This is a genomic window from Anaerohalosphaeraceae bacterium (assembly GCA_035378985.1).
Classification (GTDB): domain Bacteria; phylum Planctomycetota; class Phycisphaerae; order Sedimentisphaerales; family Anaerohalosphaeraceae; genus JAHDQI01.
Genome location: DAOSUR010000007.1, coordinates 73,804 through 89,744 on the forward strand (window position 1 = coordinate 73,804; position 15,941 = coordinate 89,744).

12 protein-coding genes and 1 tRNA gene are annotated in these 15,941 nt (G+C 55.3%); 2 read left to right on the forward strand and 11 right to left on the reverse strand.

Translation table 11 applies throughout. From position 1 onward, the window contains the following. Positions 1 to 33: 33 nt before the first annotated feature. The 8 genes from PKY88_06805 to PKY88_06840 all read right to left on the reverse strand — a co-directional run bounded on the left by PKY88_06805 (position 34) and on the right by PKY88_06840 (position 9,221). A complete protein-coding gene (locus PKY88_06805; protein HOQ04906.1) occupies positions 34 to 2,121 on the reverse strand; it encodes an alpha-glucuronidase family glycosyl hydrolase in 2,088 nt (695 codons plus the stop codon). 147 nt (positions 2,122 to 2,268) lie between these two features. After that, positions 2,269 to 3,075, reverse strand: coding sequence for a prepilin-type N-terminal cleavage/methylation domain-containing protein (locus PKY88_06810; protein HOQ04907.1), 807 nt, complete (start codon positions 3,073 to 3,075; stop codon positions 2,269 to 2,271). Positions 3,076 to 3,226: 151 nt separating this feature from the next. Next, entirely contained in the window at positions 3,227 to 3,883 is a 657-nt protein-coding gene (locus PKY88_06815; GenBank protein HOQ04908.1) for a PEP-CTERM sorting domain-containing protein, read from the reverse strand. A gap of 140 nt (positions 3,884 to 4,023) precedes the next feature. Further along, positions 4,024 to 5,553: a LamG domain-containing protein gene (locus PKY88_06820; protein HOQ04909.1), complete on the reverse strand. Its 1,530-nt coding sequence runs from the start codon at positions 5,551 to 5,553 to the stop codon at positions 4,024 to 4,026. A 48-nt stretch (positions 5,554 to 5,601) separates the two neighbouring features. After that, positions 5,602 to 6,801 (reverse strand): hypothetical protein, encoded by a 1,200-nt coding sequence (locus PKY88_06825; GenBank protein ID HOQ04910.1) that lies wholly within the window; start codon positions 6,799 to 6,801, stop codon positions 5,602 to 5,604. 123 nt (positions 6,802 to 6,924) lie between these two features. Then, complete coding sequence (locus PKY88_06830) at positions 6,925 to 8,031, reverse strand: LacI family DNA-binding transcriptional regulator (protein ID HOQ04911.1); 1,107 nt, start codon at positions 8,029 to 8,031, stop codon at positions 6,925 to 6,927. Between the two features lie 262 nt (positions 8,032 to 8,293). Then, the gene (locus PKY88_06835; protein ID HOQ04912.1) at positions 8,294 to 9,004 is read right to left on the reverse strand and encodes a type 1 glutamine amidotransferase; all 711 of its coding nucleotides are present in this window, start codon (positions 9,002 to 9,004) and stop codon (positions 8,294 to 8,296) included. A 142-nt stretch (positions 9,005 to 9,146) separates the two neighbouring features. Continuing rightward, positions 9,147 to 9,221 (reverse strand) — tRNA-Pro (locus PKY88_06840). A gap of 123 nt (positions 9,222 to 9,344) precedes the next feature. On the opposite strand from PKY88_06840, the gene PKY88_06845 reads away from it, so the two are divergent. Together PKY88_06845 and PKY88_06850 are read left to right on the forward strand one after the other, a co-directional pair. Then, entirely contained in the window at positions 9,345 to 9,896 is a 552-nt protein-coding gene (locus tag PKY88_06845) for a macro domain-containing protein (GenBank protein ID HOQ04913.1), read from the forward strand. Next, a complete protein-coding gene (locus tag PKY88_06850; protein ID HOQ04914.1) occupies positions 9,874 to 10,887 on the forward strand; it encodes a zinc-dependent alcohol dehydrogenase family protein in 1,014 nt (337 codons plus the stop codon). The genes PKY88_06845 and PKY88_06850 overlap by 23 nt, the downstream gene beginning before the upstream one ends. A gap of 123 nt (positions 10,888 to 11,010) precedes the next feature. Here PKY88_06850 and PKY88_06855 read toward each other — a convergent pair whose 3' ends face one another. From PKY88_06855 to PKY88_06865, 3 genes are all read right to left on the reverse strand, one after another. After that, positions 11,011 to 12,216: an aminotransferase class I/II-fold pyridoxal phosphate-dependent enzyme gene (locus tag PKY88_06855; GenBank protein ID HOQ04915.1), complete on the reverse strand. Its 1,206-nt coding sequence runs from the start codon at positions 12,214 to 12,216 to the stop codon at positions 11,011 to 11,013. Positions 12,217 to 12,342: 126 nt separating this feature from the next. Further along, on the reverse strand, positions 12,343 to 15,447 hold the full coding sequence (locus PKY88_06860; GenBank protein ID HOQ04916.1) for a type I restriction endonuclease subunit R: 3,105 nt from the start codon (positions 15,445 to 15,447) through the stop codon (positions 12,343 to 12,345). A 68-nt stretch (positions 15,448 to 15,515) separates the two neighbouring features. Continuing rightward, positions 15,516 to 15,878 (reverse strand): four helix bundle protein, encoded by a 363-nt coding sequence (locus tag PKY88_06865; GenBank protein HOQ04917.1) that lies wholly within the window; start codon positions 15,876 to 15,878, stop codon positions 15,516 to 15,518. Positions 15,879 to 15,941: the final 63 nt, after the last annotated feature.

Genomic DNA, 15,941 nt, shown 5'->3' on the forward strand with positions numbered 1-15,941 from the left:
AAAGTCTCCTGTGTTGTTCTCGGCTCTATGAATTTACTGTTGTGCGTTCTTTTTTTCAATGGATGCGTCTGGAAATTGTCCGAAATAGTTTAAGCAGACATCCCGCCACTGCCGGGCGTTGTCTGCCTGCAGGGCCAGCCGGCGGTTCACTTCATCGAAAATCGTCCGGTCGATTTTGCCTTCCAGCGTTTTCCAGGTCCGCTGCATCCGTTCCACGTATTCCACACCGCGCTGATAGCGGGCCTGCATCTCCTCCCAGAGCGTCCGTCCGGAACTCATCCGCCGGTCCCAGGGCAGATGATGAAACCACAGCAGATATTTTTCCGGACAGGTTTTCGGGTCATCGAGGAGTTCCCGCAGCGGCGGATGATATTGGCTGACGGCATTGCTTCCTTTGGAGCTTCGGTCAAAACCGATTCCGGTTTTGGAGGCCCGGTGATAATAGGTGGAGCTCCAGTCATGCCGCACGGGATGCACGTAATCGGGGGCCGGTCCGTAGTGGTGGCCTTCCGCCATCAGGTGTGCCAGTCCCAGCGGCGTCATATAATCCACACAGGCCTCCCACGAGCCCGCCATCATTTCAGCAATGACGTTGACCGCCTTTGGGCCGCGCGTCAGGGTCATCTGGATCCACTCCCGGGCGATTGTCTCCGCCGAGAGCGTATAATCCCAGGCCAGCCGGCCGAACGCATACCAGTTGGCCTGCGAGAAGGGATGTCCCGTCCAGTTGGCATCCGTCCCGATGCCCGACACGCCGGCGATTCCGCTGAGCGTATGTCCCTCCGCCGAGCCGTCCACAATCCTGCCGACTGTGGTTCCCGGACCGTAGGCATAGGTGTCGGCCTCCAGAACCTCTTTCCACTGCGGCCCCAGATAGACCAGATGCTTGGCCTGGCCTGTGTATTCCTGCGTAATCTGAAGTTCAAGCATCAGCGGCGTTTTCGGCATCGCTCCAAAAAGCGGGTTAAATGGCTCGCGCGGCTGGAAATCCACGGGACCGTTCTTGGTCTGGACCAGCACATTCGGAGCAAATTGTCCGTCCAGCGGCACAAACTCCAGATACGCGCATTTGGCCCGGTCTTCATCAATCGTCAGGTCGTACACAAACGAGCGCCACATCACAATCCCATGGAACGGTGCCAGCGCCTCCGCAAGCAGATTGGCACCGTCCGCATGGGTTCGCCCGTACATCTGCGGTCCGGGCTGTCCTTCTGAATACGCCTTGACCAGGAATCCTCCAAAGTCCGGAATCAGGGCATAGATTTCTTTGGCTTTTTCCTTCCACCAGTCCCGTACAGCCGGCTCCAGCGGGTCGCACGTTCCAAGCCCTCCCAGTTCCATCGGAGAGGTAAACTTGACGCTCAAATAGACTCGGATGCCGTACGGACGGAGCACCTGGGCAATCGCCGCCGTTTTTTTCAGATATGCTTCAGACAAAATTTGCGGCTGAGCGTTCACGTTGTTCAGTACGGCCCCGTTAATCCCGATAGAGGCGTTGGCTCTGGCATACACCTTGTACCGCGGGTCTATCCGTTCCGGAAGGTCCTGCCATTTCCAGATAGAGCGTCCGGCGTAGCCGCGCTCGACGCTGCCGTCCAGATTGTCCCAGTGATTCAGAAGGCGGCGGGCTATCCGCGGTTTTTCCCGGATAGACAGATTGTCAATCGGCCGGCCGGTCTGCAGAAGCCGCAGAAAACAAAACCCCCCGTATAAAGCGCCTCGTTCCGTATTGCCCGCAATCACAATCACATCCTTGGAGTCTATTTTGACGGAACGGATAAGGAACCCTTCCTCCCCCAGTTCCTGCAATTCGGACAAATCGACAGGGCAGGAATCCGTCCGGAGCGTTTGAGCCGTCCCTATCCATACAGCCCCGTTTTGCGAAACAGATTCACGAACAGACGGTTTTTCTCCCAGCAGCCCTCCCAACCCCTCCAGCAGTTCCTCCCGAACGGCACCGAACACATCGGTCGAAGGAATCACCAGTTCCCGAACCCGCTGCTGATATTGAGTGCGCAGCGGCTCCTCGAGCGGGTCATACCGCAGCCACAATCGGCTGCCGTCGTCCGCCCGGCTGCAGGAGGCTGTCAGCATCCATCCGATGACTGCAAGCCAAAACACTGTTTTTTCCCTTCTTTGCATTCTTTCGGGCTCCTGATGTCAAAAAAAGGGGCCTGTTTTTCACAGGCCCTCAGCATTTCACCATACGATACCGTCAAAGAGACTCGGCCGCCCGAACAGGCCTCCCGGCGGGTTAGGGGTGCCGGCTCACTTTGACCCGGGATTGCGTTCATAAAACAACGGCAGGTTCATCACCCACATTCCCGGCCGCTGGGGCTTTTTCTCATAATCTTCCCGGACAAACAAATCTTCTTTGCGGAAGGACTCTACATGGCCGTCATAAAAAGCGACATTGGCCCCTTCGCTGTGACGGTAAATCACCGGACCATGCAGATTGTACTGGCTCTTGTATTCATCAATGGACAATTGACCGGCCAGGTTCCACCCTCTGGCAGGATCTGCGGAATACCAGTGGGTCCACCAGTCAATCCCGTCAATGAATGCCAGCCGTTCCGCCGGCAGGGTCATCGTCCGGATGGTGTGGCCTATATACAAGTTGTACGACGGATTGTTGATGTAGTCAAAGCCGCCCCATTCGGTCGAATTCATCGCATAACTGGTTAAAACTCCCTGACTGCTCACATTGGCCAGATTCTTGCTGATTTTGTCCGCCGGGCACATCAGTTTCCTCGGAATCCCGTAATACCGGGGCTCCTCACTGCTCCGCAGACTCTCCACATCCAGAATCGCCCGAAACCCGTCATTGCGAATCCAGTCTACGCGCCAGGCGCTGGTCGGGGAGGTCTTGTAGCACAGCGGCACATATGCCCCTTTGTACTCGTTCGCGTACACTTGGTTGGCCGTCCCGATGGATTTCAGGTTGTTGCTGCACAGAACACGCATCCCGTACTCTTTCGCTCGCCGGAGGGCAGGCACTATGATGGCCAGCAGCAGTCCGATGATGGCAATGACCACCAGCAGCTCAATTAATGTAAAGGCCTTTTTGGTTTTCATAATCGTTCTCTTCTCTCTCTGTCTCTTCGTTTGGTACCGTATAGATTTTTTCATCGGCCCGCTTGCAGGGCCTTTTGTTCAAAGGCGGCGGCCCGGAATTCGGCCCTCCCGCTTTGTCCGGGCCGCCGTTCTGTTCGAAATCTCGAACTGCTTATTTCTGCTTCCGAATGCTCAGCAGGGCACCCGTTGCCAGCAGGGCCAGCGTAGCCGGTTCCGGAACGCCGGTCAGCTGAGCGTTGTCAAAATACATATCCGTCGGAGCGCCGCCGCCGGTATTCAGGGCCAGAATGATTTCAACCCATCCGGGATTCGGCGTAACCTGAGCCCGATACGCACTGTAGTCCACGCTGAGCGTCTGGGTCCGCTGCGGGGAGCCGGGCCACCAGTAGAAATTCAGCGGTGTGGTCCCGGTTACCGACTGCCACCCGGCACCCTGGGCATTCATATACACCATATAAATCTGGGTGTATCCGCCCGAGATGGTTCCGTCATTGGCCCGCACCGTCATATCAATTGAGAATGTCGAGCTGCTCATAAACGCCGCACGCTGGGCCGCGTTCAGTTTGATCGAAAGGGCCTGCGCCCAGCCCGACTGGTCCACGCGGAGACTCTGGCTGCCCAGCGTTGCACCGATGGTGCTGGCGCTGTATTTGGCCGGCAGCGTTTCAATCGGAACCTGTCCCTGTCCCCAGTCAATCCAGCCGTCCCCGCTGTTGGGCATCGATTCCCAGTTGCCGATGACCAGGGCCGGGGCCTGTATACTCACCAGCAAAAGGCCTGCCAGCGCCAATCCAATCCACTTGTTCATTTTTCCTTCCTCCAAAAGTTTCTTGTTCTCGTTCTCTTTTGCCCTGCGCCTCAGGGCTCGGTTCTACTGCATCTCACACACTTCGACACGCTCGGAAAAGGAGCCGGCCCGTTAAGACCGGCTCCCGTTTTTCTTTCGGTTTACCACGTCGGCTCACAGAGCGGGTCCGACCCGAACAGCTGCGGGTCATTGCACACCAGCCACGACTGAGCAATATACACAAAGTCATTCAGGTCAATCATACAGTCGCGGTTGAAGTCGCCCGCCAATCCCTGACCCCGCTGGAAGACCTGCTCGCAGTTCTGCGGCTCGATTTCCAGCCGACCCTGGGCATAGTGAGCCGCTACGCGCTCTGAACTGAGCACACCGGCATAGATGGCAAACTCATCCATCCACCCCTTGAAAACGTTGTAGATGTATCCCCGGTTGTTTTCTCCGCCGATGACCAAATGGTCCTGTTCCGGTCCCAGCCGGGCCGGCAGACCCGTCCGTCCAACCACCGTGGAGCCGACCAATTGCCCGTCCAGGAACAGCTGAATCTGCATCTGGTCCGGATTGCCGCCGTACCCTTCGTCGTAAGTCACCACATAATGGTGCCATCCGCCGTCAGAGGGGGTCGCCGTCCCCGGATACCAGAAATCCAGATCGTTGGCATCCGTTGTACCATTCAGAATTCGAAGATTGCCCAGCGTATTTGCGGCCGGTCCCGCCTGTCCAAAGCCCGGAGCAAAATCTTCTCGGGTGTAAGGGCCGATCTGCTGGAAGAACATCCCGTACTGTTCCATCATTTCAATCTTGGCCCAGAACTCAAATGTAATGTCATCCGGGGCAAAAGAGTACTGGTCCCCGTAGGTTCCGCCCCAGCTCGGATTATTGATTTTGGAGGCGGCCACACAGCCGCTGGAGGTGCCGTTCAGATAAATGGCATTCCCCATGCCGATGTTGGCAGCCAGACTTGCCCCGGGACGCTGCTGCACCCAGTAGTTGTTCGGCGACGAATCCGCCAGCGGGATTTTATCAAACTTCAGATACAGCACCGGATTGTCCTGCCGAACCAGTTCTTCATATGTCTGCGGAAGAATAATCTGGGCATTGTCAAAATACATCTCCGGCGGGGCGCCGCCGCCCGTATTCAGGGCCAAAACAATCTCAATATAGTCCGGGCTGGTAATCTGGTCTCGAAACGCCTTATAATCCACCACAAGCGTCTGGGTCCGCTGCGGCGAGCCAGACCACCAGTAAAAGTTCAGCGGGGCGTCCGTCACCACGGCTGTAAAGCCGGGTCCCGGTGCATTCATATAAACGGTGTGAATCTGCGTATAACCGCCCGTGATGCTTCCGTCATTGGCCGCCACCGTCATATCAATCGAAAATTTCTCACCCGCCATAAACGCAGCACGCTGCTCGGCGTTCAGCTGAATCGACAGACTCTGCCCCCACCCCGACTGTATCACTTTCAAGCTTTGACTGCCGCGGGTGGCTCCAATCGTTGCATACTGATATTTCGACGGCATATTGTTGGCCGAATCGACCGATTCCTTATTTCCCCAGTCAATCCATCCGTCCGGTGTTCCTTCCCAGTCTCCGATTACCACCGCATAAGTCGGTGCGGCCGCCAGCATCAGCCAGACCGCACAAAAAGCCGTAACTGTCTTCATTCGATTGCTCATCGGTTATCTCCTCTTCTTCGAATAAGGTTCCCGTCACACTCCGCCGTTTTACTGCGCCTCAGGGTCATAATTGACCAGCCAGTTGTTGACCAAAACCGACAAATCCTCCAAATCCACTCGGCAGTCCTGGTTCAGGTCGCCCGCCGGTTCCAGTTCATACAGATAGACATCGCTGCAGTTATCCAGAGAAATCGGCCCCTCATACGTCAGACGCAGCCGAACCACATCAAAGTACAGCTGCGTATTGGCCCATTTCAGTTCGTGAGTGCCTGCAAACAGATTCACCGGCAGCTCTTCCAGAGACCGGTATATGGTCGAGTCCTCCTGATGCTGAGTTTGTGTCAGAGAGCCCAGAGGTTTGTTGTCCAGATACAGATTCAGGCCCGCCGCTCCCCAGTACGTCACAAAATCCGCCGACAGCAGATATTTGCCCTGTGATCCCTGCGGAACATACAGGTCATAAATCATATATTCGCCCGTGTCCAGATAATGGACATAGTTGCCCAAATCCGGCCCATAAATCGTGATTTCGCCGCCCCGGGCATTCGTATCAAACGCCACATCATAATTGCGGGCGTCTATCAGATTGTCATTTGGGTCGGAAGAGGGCTCAATCGTCACGGGTGTCTTTCGGCTGACAAGCTGAAGGCCGTTGATGACGTTCGTATAGTACAGCCGAATCATATTCGGTTGGCCCAGCGTCACATTCTGAAACACTACATAGTTGCCGCCTTCGACAAAGCCCGACGGCACCCCGCCCGTAACGGACTTGCTGGCCAGAATGTCATTGCCGTCCGCCAGCGTAAAGGTCCCTGCCTGGCTTCCGTACACAATCAGGTCAAACGTTCCGCCGTAGGCTCCTTCGCCCATAAAGGCGATATTCGGGTCGTTCAGTCCGCCGGCTCCGCCTGTGTTGACAAACCCGTCGTCCATCAGACCGCTGCCGGCACCGGTGATATAGCCGTGTCCGCGGCCGTCATCGCCGATCCAAATCTGCTCGGCATACGTGCTGGCGGCGGCACCGGCTCCCTGATTGACCAGATTCGCCGAACGCTGAGAGCCCACGGCAATCCCCCAGCCGCCGTAGAAGGGAATCCAGTCCGTACGGCCTGTCGCGGCCCCGGGACCCGAATAGGCACTGTCATTGCCGTAATTATTGATGTCAATATTAATGATTTCGACCGCACGGGCCGCCCCCGACATCGCCAGACACAAGAATAGAATTGCAACTCCTCTTCTCTTCTTCATAATGCCTCCGCTTTCAGTCTCTTGTCTTCCTTTCTTCTTCCCTGACACCCGTCTTCCGCCTTTGCCTCCATGCAAAGGTCTCAAAGATTCCGCAGACCCTAAGAATATTTCAGCGGCACAGAGTTACTGACGCTGTGCCGGCAGCACTTCCTCATCGTAGCCGCTCAGCCGTCTGTCCGAGCGGCCGATTTCTTCAATCTTAATGCCGAAAGGACGGCTGGTCGAAGAACGGATAATCAGATGCTGTTGGAGTTTGACGGTCTGTCCGCTGCGCTCTTCCGGAGGCAGTTCAATCTGACGCAGCAGCAGCTGAGCCGCCAATTTGCCCATTTCCCGCGACGGGGCGCCGATGGTCGTCAGGGCCGGCTTGACAATATCGCACAGGTACTCATCATTGAAGCACATCAGACTGACATGTTCCGGAATGGCGATATTCAGCGTCGGGGCATCGTGGAGAATCTTCAGAGCCACCACGTGGTCATAGGCCAGAATCGCCGTTGCTTTTTCCTCCAGCACGGCCCGCTTAAGAAACGAAATCCCGTCCTCAAAGACTTTATCATGGCCGCTGATGCAGACCAGTTTGCGCTGCTGGAGCTCCTCCAGATAGGTCCGATGACGCTCTTCGATACTGAAATGTCTGCGGTGCTGCGGGGTCGGACCGGCATAGGCGATTCGGCGATGGCCCAGGTCGTACAGGTATCGAATCGCTTCCCGAGTGGCCTCGGGGTCATCCGGAATCACGGACGAACCCAGCGAGCCGCGCGGGCCATTGATGACCACATACGGCAGACGGATTTTTTCCATCTCCTCAATGGTTCGGGGGGAGCATTCCTGAATCACGATAATCCCGTCCACACGCCAGGGCGGCAGTTCCGTATCATCCCGCAGCAGATTCGGGGCCGTCGAGCACACATCGTACTGATGGTCCTGGAGCATCCGGACGGCTTCTTCTGTTGTCAACTGGTAAATATTGCTCGGCCAGCCGAATACCGTATTGTAGCCGATGATGCTGATGATTTTGGTTTGACGCTTGACCAGATTCTTGGCCGCCAGATTGGGCCGATACCCCAGTTCCTCCGCCATCTGGGTAATCAGCTGACGCACTTCCTCACGGACGGAAAAGCCGTTGGAATAATTGCCGTTCAAAACACGGCTGACAGTGGCGTTGCTGACTCCGCAGTGGCTGGCTATCTCGCGGACCGTCGGGATAGAGGTGCGTTTCTTGGCCATGGTTCGGTTTTCCCTCGCCTTCCCTCTCTTTTTTCAGTAAACGTTTACTGGCGGCTGTTCAAAAAAATGCCTGCTTGGGTTTCTTCAGGCACATCCTTGGCTTTGTATTGTTATGACAAACTTCCAGTAAACGTTTACTTTATATTATCTTTGTCGGAAAACCTTGTCAAGTCAAATTAAAAAACAGGAAATATTTTGTCTTCAAGTGCTTGATAGAAAAGGAGATAAAAAATCTGGTGCGGAATCTTGCTTTTTGAGAAGCTTAGGAAGGCACAGGGGGCTGTGCGAGCCATTCGTCCAGAAACCGAAACAGCAGGGCGTTCATTTGAGGAAGATAGTCATATCCTTTTCGAATAATTGAGGGTTTTTGGATAAAGGGGGAGTCGATAATTTCATCGGAGCAGTAATATAACATATTCTCGATATTCTTTCTCGTGTACTCAAGGTGAAATTGGAGACCGATAATGTTCTGTCCATATTGAAAAGCTTGGTTTTGGCAGGCGCTGCTTTCCGCCCAGCGCAGTCCGCCCGGCGGGATATGAAACGTATCCCCGTGCCACTGAAACGCTGTAAAGCGTTTTGGAAAAATCCGCAGCAAAACAGGGGATTGTTCGGCCGTGCGGGAAAGATGAACGGGATGCCAGCCGATTTCTTTGAAGGGGTTTCCAGAGACTTTTCCTCCCAAAACATCGGCCAGCAGTTGTGCCCCCAGGCAGATGCCCAGTATCTTTTTTCGGGCCCGTACACATTCTTTCAAAAACTGTTTTTCCTCCGCAAGCCAAGGGTATTGCTCTTCCTCATAAATATTCATCGGCCCGCCCAGAACAACCAGAAAGTCAAAACTTTCCGTTCTGGGCAGCCCTTCATTCTCATCCAGACAGGTATAACAAAGCGGAAATCCCCGATGAACCGCCCAATCCTCAATGGCTCCGGCGTCTTCAAACGGAACATGGCGAAGACAGCGAATCTTCATCAAAACACTTCCTTATGACACTTTTGTAGTTTTATTTTCGCTTTTCTACAGAATTGTCGAAAAAAGTTCCGACATTCGCACTTTCTTGCGTTCACAGAGAAAGGAATATGCAAAAGGAATGCCCGTCCCCAAATTTTCCAAATCGGGGTGACAGGATTCGAACCTGCGACTTCCTGGTCCCAAACCAGGCGCTCTGGCCAAACTGAGCTACACCCCGAGCCCTTCTTTTTCGGATAAAAACAGGATTGTACTCAATCCCTTTGCCAAAAAGCAAGAAAAACGTTATGCTGAAAAAACAAGGAAAGCCAAAGCAGCCGGCTGCAAACAGGAGAATACGGATATGAAATGGATGCTCGCTGACAAAACCATTGAACTGGTGCAGGGCGACATCACCGAACAGGATACCGATGCCATCGTCAATGCCGCCAACTCTCAGCTGATTATGGGCGGCGGTGTAGCCGGGGCCATCCGCCGAAAGGGCGGCCCATCCATTCAGGAGGAATGCGATCAGAAGGCCCCCGTACCTGTCGGCGGGGCGGTTCTGACCGGGGCCGGCAATCTCAAAGCCCGCTATGTCATTCACGCTGTCGGCCCCCGAATGGGCGAAGGCAATGAAGACCGCAAACTCAAGCAGGCCGCCCTGAACTCCCTCAAGGTAGCCGACACGCACTATCTCCAAAGCATTGCTTTCTGTGCCATCAGCACCGGCATCTTCGGTTATCCCATCGACCGCTGTGCCCGCATTCTGCTTCGAACCGCCCGTGATTTCCTCCAAAACAATCCCCAAACCTCTCTTCAGCGGGTCGTCTTTTGCCTGTTTGACCGGCCCGCCTATGAGACCTTCGCCGCCGCCCTAAAGGAGCTGCAGGATGAAAGCCGCCGCTCTGACTGAAATCGCCCCCGTCGAGCAAAAGCCCGTCCGTCTGCTCGAAATGCCCGACCCGCAGCCCGCCGAGGATGAACTGCTCCTGGAAGTGAGCGTCTGCGGGGTCTGCCATACCGAACTGGATGAAATCGAAGGCCGTCTGCCCGTGTCCCGGCTTCCCCGCATTCTCGGTCATCAGGTTGTCGGCCGGGTCATCGCCAAAGGTCCCCGCGTCGGCAGCTTCCAAATCGGCGACCGCGTCGGCATCACCTGGCTGTGGAAATCCTGCCGCACCTGCTCCTTCTGCACCCGCGGACTGGAAAATCTCTGCGAAAAAGCCCTCTGGACCGGCTTGGATGCCGACGGCGGATACGCCGAACGGATGACCGTCCCCGCTGCCTTCGCCCATCTGCTTCCGCCCTTGCTGGATGACCTGCACACAGCCCCGCTTTTGTGTGCAGGCGTCATCGGCTATCGCGCTCTGCGGCTCTGCCAAATCGAAGACGGCCAAATCGTCGGGCTCTTCGGCTTTGGCGCCTCCGCCCACCTGACCATCCAGGTCCTGCGGGTCCTGTATCCCCGCTGCCGGGTCTTTGCCTTCAGCCGCGACCGGGAGCATCAGCAGCAGGCCCTCCGGCTGGGGGCCGACTGGGCGGGCCATACCGAAGACAATCCCCCGCAGAAGATGGACAAAGTCATCGATTTTACGCCGGTCGGCCGGGCCCTGCCGCTGATTTTGCGAAACCTCCAGAAAGGCGGCAAGCTCGTCATCAACGCCATCCGCAAAATCGACCCCATTCCCCCGATGGACTATGCCGAGCTGCTCTGGTCCGAACGCACCATCCAAAGCACCGCCAACGTCACCTATGCCGACGGCAGCGAATTCCTCCGCATTGCCGCCCAGATCGGCCTCAAGGCCGAAGTCACCGCCTTCCCCCTCGAGCAGGCCAATGAAGCCCTCCTGGCCGTCAAACACAGCCGCATCACCGGCGCCGCCGCCCTCGTCCTCAACCGCTGACCCTTCCCGCTTTCTTCCCTTTTAGCCGCGGGCGCAAGCCCATGGAAAGATAGTCCCTCGAACGAGACAAAAGGGGGGGGTAAATCTGTTAACCGGTTGCTGGTTTCTGGCCGCCGGCCGCTCTTACAGCTTCCGCAGCCCCCGCTCCAGGTCCGCGATAATATCCTCGGCCTCCTCAATCCCCACCGCCAGCCGAAACAGCGTATCCGTAATCCCCAGCTCGTACCGCTCCTTCCGCGAATAGTCGTAATAGCTGACCAGCGCCGGATGCGTAATCAGCGTCTCCACGCCCCCCAGACTCGGCCCGATATAGCACAGCCGCAGCGCATCCAGAAACCGCTTGGCCGCCCGCAGCGTCCCCTTCGTCTCAAACGTCACCACGCCGCCGCCCCCGCTCATCTGGCTCTTGGCCACCTCATAATGCGGATGGCTCTCCAGAAACGGATAATACACCCGCTTAATCTTCGGATGCCCCTCCAGGTACCGCGCCACCGTCAGCGCCGTCTCGTTCTGCCGCGCCACCCGCAGCGGAAACGTCTTCAGCCCCCGCAGCAGCAAATAGCAGCAGTGCGGGTCAATCGTGCCGCCCATCGACTTGTGCAGGTTGCGAATCTTGTCCACCAGCTCCGTCCGCCCCAGCACCGCCCCCGCCAGAATATCATTATGCCCCGCCAGATACTTCGTGCAGCTGTGCAGCACCAAATCAATCCCGAACTCCAGCGGCCGCTGGTTCAGCGGCGTCGCAAACGTGCTGTCAATCAGCGTCAGCACCCGGTGCCGCCGCGCAATCGCCTTCAGTTTCACCAAATCGAAAATATTCAGATACGGATTCGTCGGCGATTCCGAAAAGATAAACCGCGTATTTTTTCGAATCGCCTTCTCCAGCCCCGCATAATCCCCGAACGGCACAATCGTGCACCCGATGCCGAACTGCTTCAGGTACGACCGGCAGAACTCCAGCGTCTTCTTGTAGCTGTCGTCGGTAATCACGATATGGTCGCCCGACTGCACCAGCGACAGAATCGTCGTCGTAATCGCGCTCATCCCCGACGAAAACACCACGCAGTCCTCCGCCCCCTCCAAATCCGCCAGCCGCCGTTCCGCAATCGTCGCCGTCGGGTTCCCGTACCGCCCGTATTCGTACCGCTTTTTGCCCCCGTGCGTGTACCGTTCAATCTCCCGGCTGTCGGCAAACACAAACGTCGACGTCTGCACAATCGGCGTCGTAATCGAGTCCGCATACCGCTTCCGCGGCTCCCCCGCATGCACCGCCCGTGCGGCCATCGAAAGCCCGCGCTTGCCCGCGCTGTCCGTTCGCTTCGCTGCCATCGCTTCAGGTCCTTTTAGAAAAAATCAGCCAAGGTTTCTTTGCAATATCCAATTCAGTATCGTGAATTTGCCGAACTTTGCAAGAAATTCTTTTCCCACCCCAACTCGCCGGTTCAATTGCGATACTTACATCTGCCGCGACCAGTCGTCCGCAAGAAGTTCCGCTTGCTTGAGTACGTTATCGGTTGCCATCTGCTGCAAATCCGGCGGGTACCCGTATTGGCGAAGGAGTCTTTTGATGGTCACCCGCAGTTTGGCGCGTACATTGTCTCGAATCGTCCAGTCAATCGTCGTATTTTCCTTGACCCGCTGGACCAGCACGCGGGCCAAATCCCTCAATGTTTCGTCGCCCAGAACATCAACAGCGCTCTGATTGTCGGCCAGCGCATCATAAAAGGCCAGTTCTTCCTCCGAAAGATGCAGTTTTTCGCCTCGCTTGTCTAATTCCCGTATCTCCCTCGCCATCCGGATCAGCTCATCAATAATCTGAGCCGTTGTCAGCAAATGATTCTGATACCGCCGGATTGCCTCCTGAAGCATCTCAGACAGTTTCTTACTTTGTGTTCGATTCTTCTTATTTCGCACCCGAATTTCATCACTCAGCAGTTTCCGCAGCACTTCAATCGCGATATTCTTCCGCTCCATTCCCTGAATTTCTTTCAGAAACTCATCGGAAAGAATCGAAATGTCCGGTTTTTTAATCCCGGCCGCATCGAAAATATCGACAACCCCTTCCGAAACCAAAGCCCGGTCTACAATCTGTCGAATCGCCGTTTCGATCTCGGCATCCGATTTTCCCGAACCGGCCGGCTCATACTTGACCAGACGTGCCTTGACGGCCTGGAAAAACCCGACCTCATCCCGTACCGCCAGCGCCTCCGGATGAGGAATCGAAAGGGCAAAGGCCCTCGACAAAGCGGTCACTTCCCGAATAAAGCGTTCTCTGCCGTTTTCAAGTCCCAAAATATATTCCTGTGCTTCGAGAATCACAGTAAGCTTCTGATTTGTATCAGCCGCAAAAAACTGCCGATAGTCAAAATGAGAAAACATCTGTCGCACAACCTCGAGTTTTTCGAGCATCACCCGCACAGCTTCCGACTGATCCAGCGTCGGAGTTCCCCGGCCGCCGCTTTGTGTATAGACCGCAATGGCTTCCTTCAGCTCTGATGCAAACCCGATATAGTCCACAATGAGGCCGCCTTCTTTATCCCGGAAAATCCGATTGACCCGGGCAATCGCCTGCATCAGCGTATGACCGCGCATCAGCTTATCAATGTACATCGTATGCAGACACGGCACATCAAAACCCGTCAGCCACATATCACAGACGATAACCATCTTTAGCGGGTCGTTCGGATTCTTAAAGCGTGCTGCAATCTCCCGCCGCTGTTCTTTAGTGGTGCTGTGCGGCTGCCATTCCGGCGGATCGGAGGAGGCGGAGGTCATCACCACTTTTAACTGCTCCGCCCAGTTCGGCCGAAGTCTCAGAATGGCCTCGTACATCGCAACCGCTGTCCGCCGGCTTATACAGACGATCATGGCCTTGCCGTCAAAAACCTCCTGCCGCTGTTCAAAATGCTGAACAATATCTGCGGCGACATCCTTTACTCTGTCCGGATGCCCTACAATGGCCTCCAGCTGGGTCCATTTGGCCTTGGCTCTTTCGGCGGCGGTGCTTTCGGCCCCTTCGGTGATGGCCGCGACTTCCTCATCGAGCAGCTCCTTTTCTTCGGGCTTTAATTGAATCCTGGCCAGCCGCGATTCATAATAGATGGGAACCGTCGCGCCGTCCCGGATGGACTGCTCAATGTCGTAAATATCAATCTCATTCCCGAAAACCGAACGCGTGGAGATGTCCTCTTTCTCGATCGGTGTGGCTGTAAAACCGATAAACGACGCATTCGGCAGGGCGTCCCGCAGATACTTGGCCATTCCGTAGACTGTTCTTACCGTGCCGTCTTGCTGTGTAATATGTCTTGCCTGAAAGCCGTAATGGCTCCGGTGTGCCTCGTCGGCAATCACAACAATATTCCGGCGCTCCGACAGCCGTTCAAAATGCGATTGGCCCTCCTCCGGGGAAAACTTCTGCAGAGTCGTAAAAATAATGCCGCCGCCGGCCGTTCTCAGAAGCGTTTTCAGATGGGCAATGCTCTGGGCCTGCACCGGCTCCTGCCGAAGCAGCTGCCGGCACCCCGCAAACGTCTCAAACAGCTGGTCATCCAGATCGTTGCGGTCGGTCACAACGACCACCGTCGGGTTGTCCAGGTTCAGAACGATTTTGCCGGTATAAAAGACCATCGACAAACTCTTTCCGGAGCCCTGCGTATGCCAGACCACGCCGATTTTTCGGTTTCCGTCGGGGCGGCTTGCCTGCAGAGTCATCTCAACCGCTTTGTTCACGGCAAAATACTGATGATAGGCCGCCGTTTTCTTCACGGATACAGTGCTCGACAGACCGGTTTGGGGGTCGGTCCTCATCGTTTTCTCAAAGACAGTAAAATGCCGTATCAGGTCCAGAAAAACCGTTTTGTTCAGCATCCCCCGAACCAGCATTTCCAGCTGCGGGACTGTGGGGCTCTCTTCCCGTCGGCCGTCAATGGATTTCCAGGCGGCAAACCGGCCGTAATCCGAAGAAATCGTCCCGGCCCTCGCATCGAAGCCGTCGGAAACAGCCAGAACGGCGTTATAATGGAAAAGGGACGGAATGGCGCTTTTGTAATTCTGCAGCTGGGTAAAGGCCTTGGCAATTGTGGCGTTTTCATCGGCCGGGTTCTTCAGTTCCATCACCGCCAGAGGCAGACCGTTGACAAACAGGACTACATCCGGGCGTTTGGTGATGTTGTTTTCGGTGACGGTAAACTGGTTGCAGACCAGAAACTCGTTGTTGCGGACCTCCTCAAAATCAATCAGCCGGACCTTGTCGCCCCGAACGGTGCCGTCAACGAGGTATTCTACCTCGACTCCCTCCGTCAGCATCCGGTGAAACGCCTCGTTGTTATCGATAAGGTTCTGGCTGGGCAGGTGGAGAACCTGCCGGAGGGCCTGAACTCGGGTCTCCTCCGGAATGCCCGGGTTGAGCATATCGACGGCGTTTCGGAGGCGGTTGACCAGAACAACCTCGCCGGGGCTCTGCCGTTCGGCGGCCTGCTCTTCAGGAGACAGATACTCAAACCCCTGCGATTGCAGCAGTTCAATCACATACTGTTCAATATCGGATTCGAAGAGGCTCATGGTTTAACTCGGCGTAGTAAAAATCGTTTCGAAATCTTTTCCCCTCTTCCCTCTTCACTTTTCCCTTTTCACTCTTCACTTTTCACTCTTTTACTCGTTTTTACGGTTGATATCAGCATAGCTGTCAGTTCCTGACAATCTGTCTGCATACTCTCGTGCATCTTTTTATCTATATAGTCTGCATCCTTCATCAAACAGAGCCAGTAATCGGTTTCATTGGCTTCCTTCAATGCAATACTCATTTTGTGTGCAAAATCCGCCCTGCTTTGCCCGAATTCTGCTTCTCGAATCAATGCCCCGATGGCTGTTCCGCTTTCCAAAATCTGTTTGCTTAGGACATATTCTTTTTTCTCTCGCTGCAGATATTGTGAGAGCTTGACAATCCGAACGGCAAATTTATAGCTTTTTTCTTTTAAAATTGAATTTCTCACTCCTTTTCCCTTTTCCCTTTTCACTCTTCACTTATCACTCTTCACTTTTCACTCTTCCCTTTT

Bases quoted from the DNA above. Each gene is read 5' to 3' on its own strand.
- PKY88_06810 (HOQ04907.1), bottom strand. From the start codon at position 3,075: ATGAAAACCAAAAAGGCCTTTACATTAATTGAGCTGCTGGTGGTCATT.
- PKY88_06815 (HOQ04908.1), bottom strand. From the start codon at position 3,883: ATGAACAAGTGGATTGGATTGGCGCTGGCAGGCCTTTTGCTGGTGAGT.
- PKY88_06820 (HOQ04909.1), bottom strand. From the start codon at position 5,553: ATGAGCAATCGAATGAAGACAGTTACGGCTTTTTGTGCGGTCTGGCTG.
- PKY88_06825 (HOQ04910.1), bottom strand. From the start codon at position 6,801: ATGAAGAAGAGAAGAGGAGTTGCAATTCTATTCTTGTGTCTGGCGATG.
- PKY88_06830 (HOQ04911.1), bottom strand. From the start codon at position 8,031: ATGGCCAAGAAACGCACCTCTATCCCGACGGTCCGCGAGATAGCCAGC.
- PKY88_06835 (HOQ04912.1), bottom strand. From the start codon at position 9,004: ATGAAGATTCGCTGTCTTCGCCATGTTCCGTTTGAAGACGCCGGAGCC.
- PKY88_06845 (HOQ04913.1), top strand. From the start codon at position 9,345: ATGAAATGGATGCTCGCTGACAAAACCATTGAACTGGTGCAGGGCGAC.
- PKY88_06850 (HOQ04914.1), top strand. From the start codon at position 9,874: ATGAAAGCCGCCGCTCTGACTGAAATCGCCCCCGTCGAGCAAAAGCCC.
- PKY88_06855 (HOQ04915.1), bottom strand. From the start codon at position 12,216: ATGGCAGCGAAGCGAACGGACAGCGCGGGCAAGCGCGGGCTTTCGATG.
- PKY88_06860 (HOQ04916.1), bottom strand. From the start codon at position 15,447: ATGAGCCTCTTCGAATCCGATATTGAACAGTATGTGATTGAACTGCTG.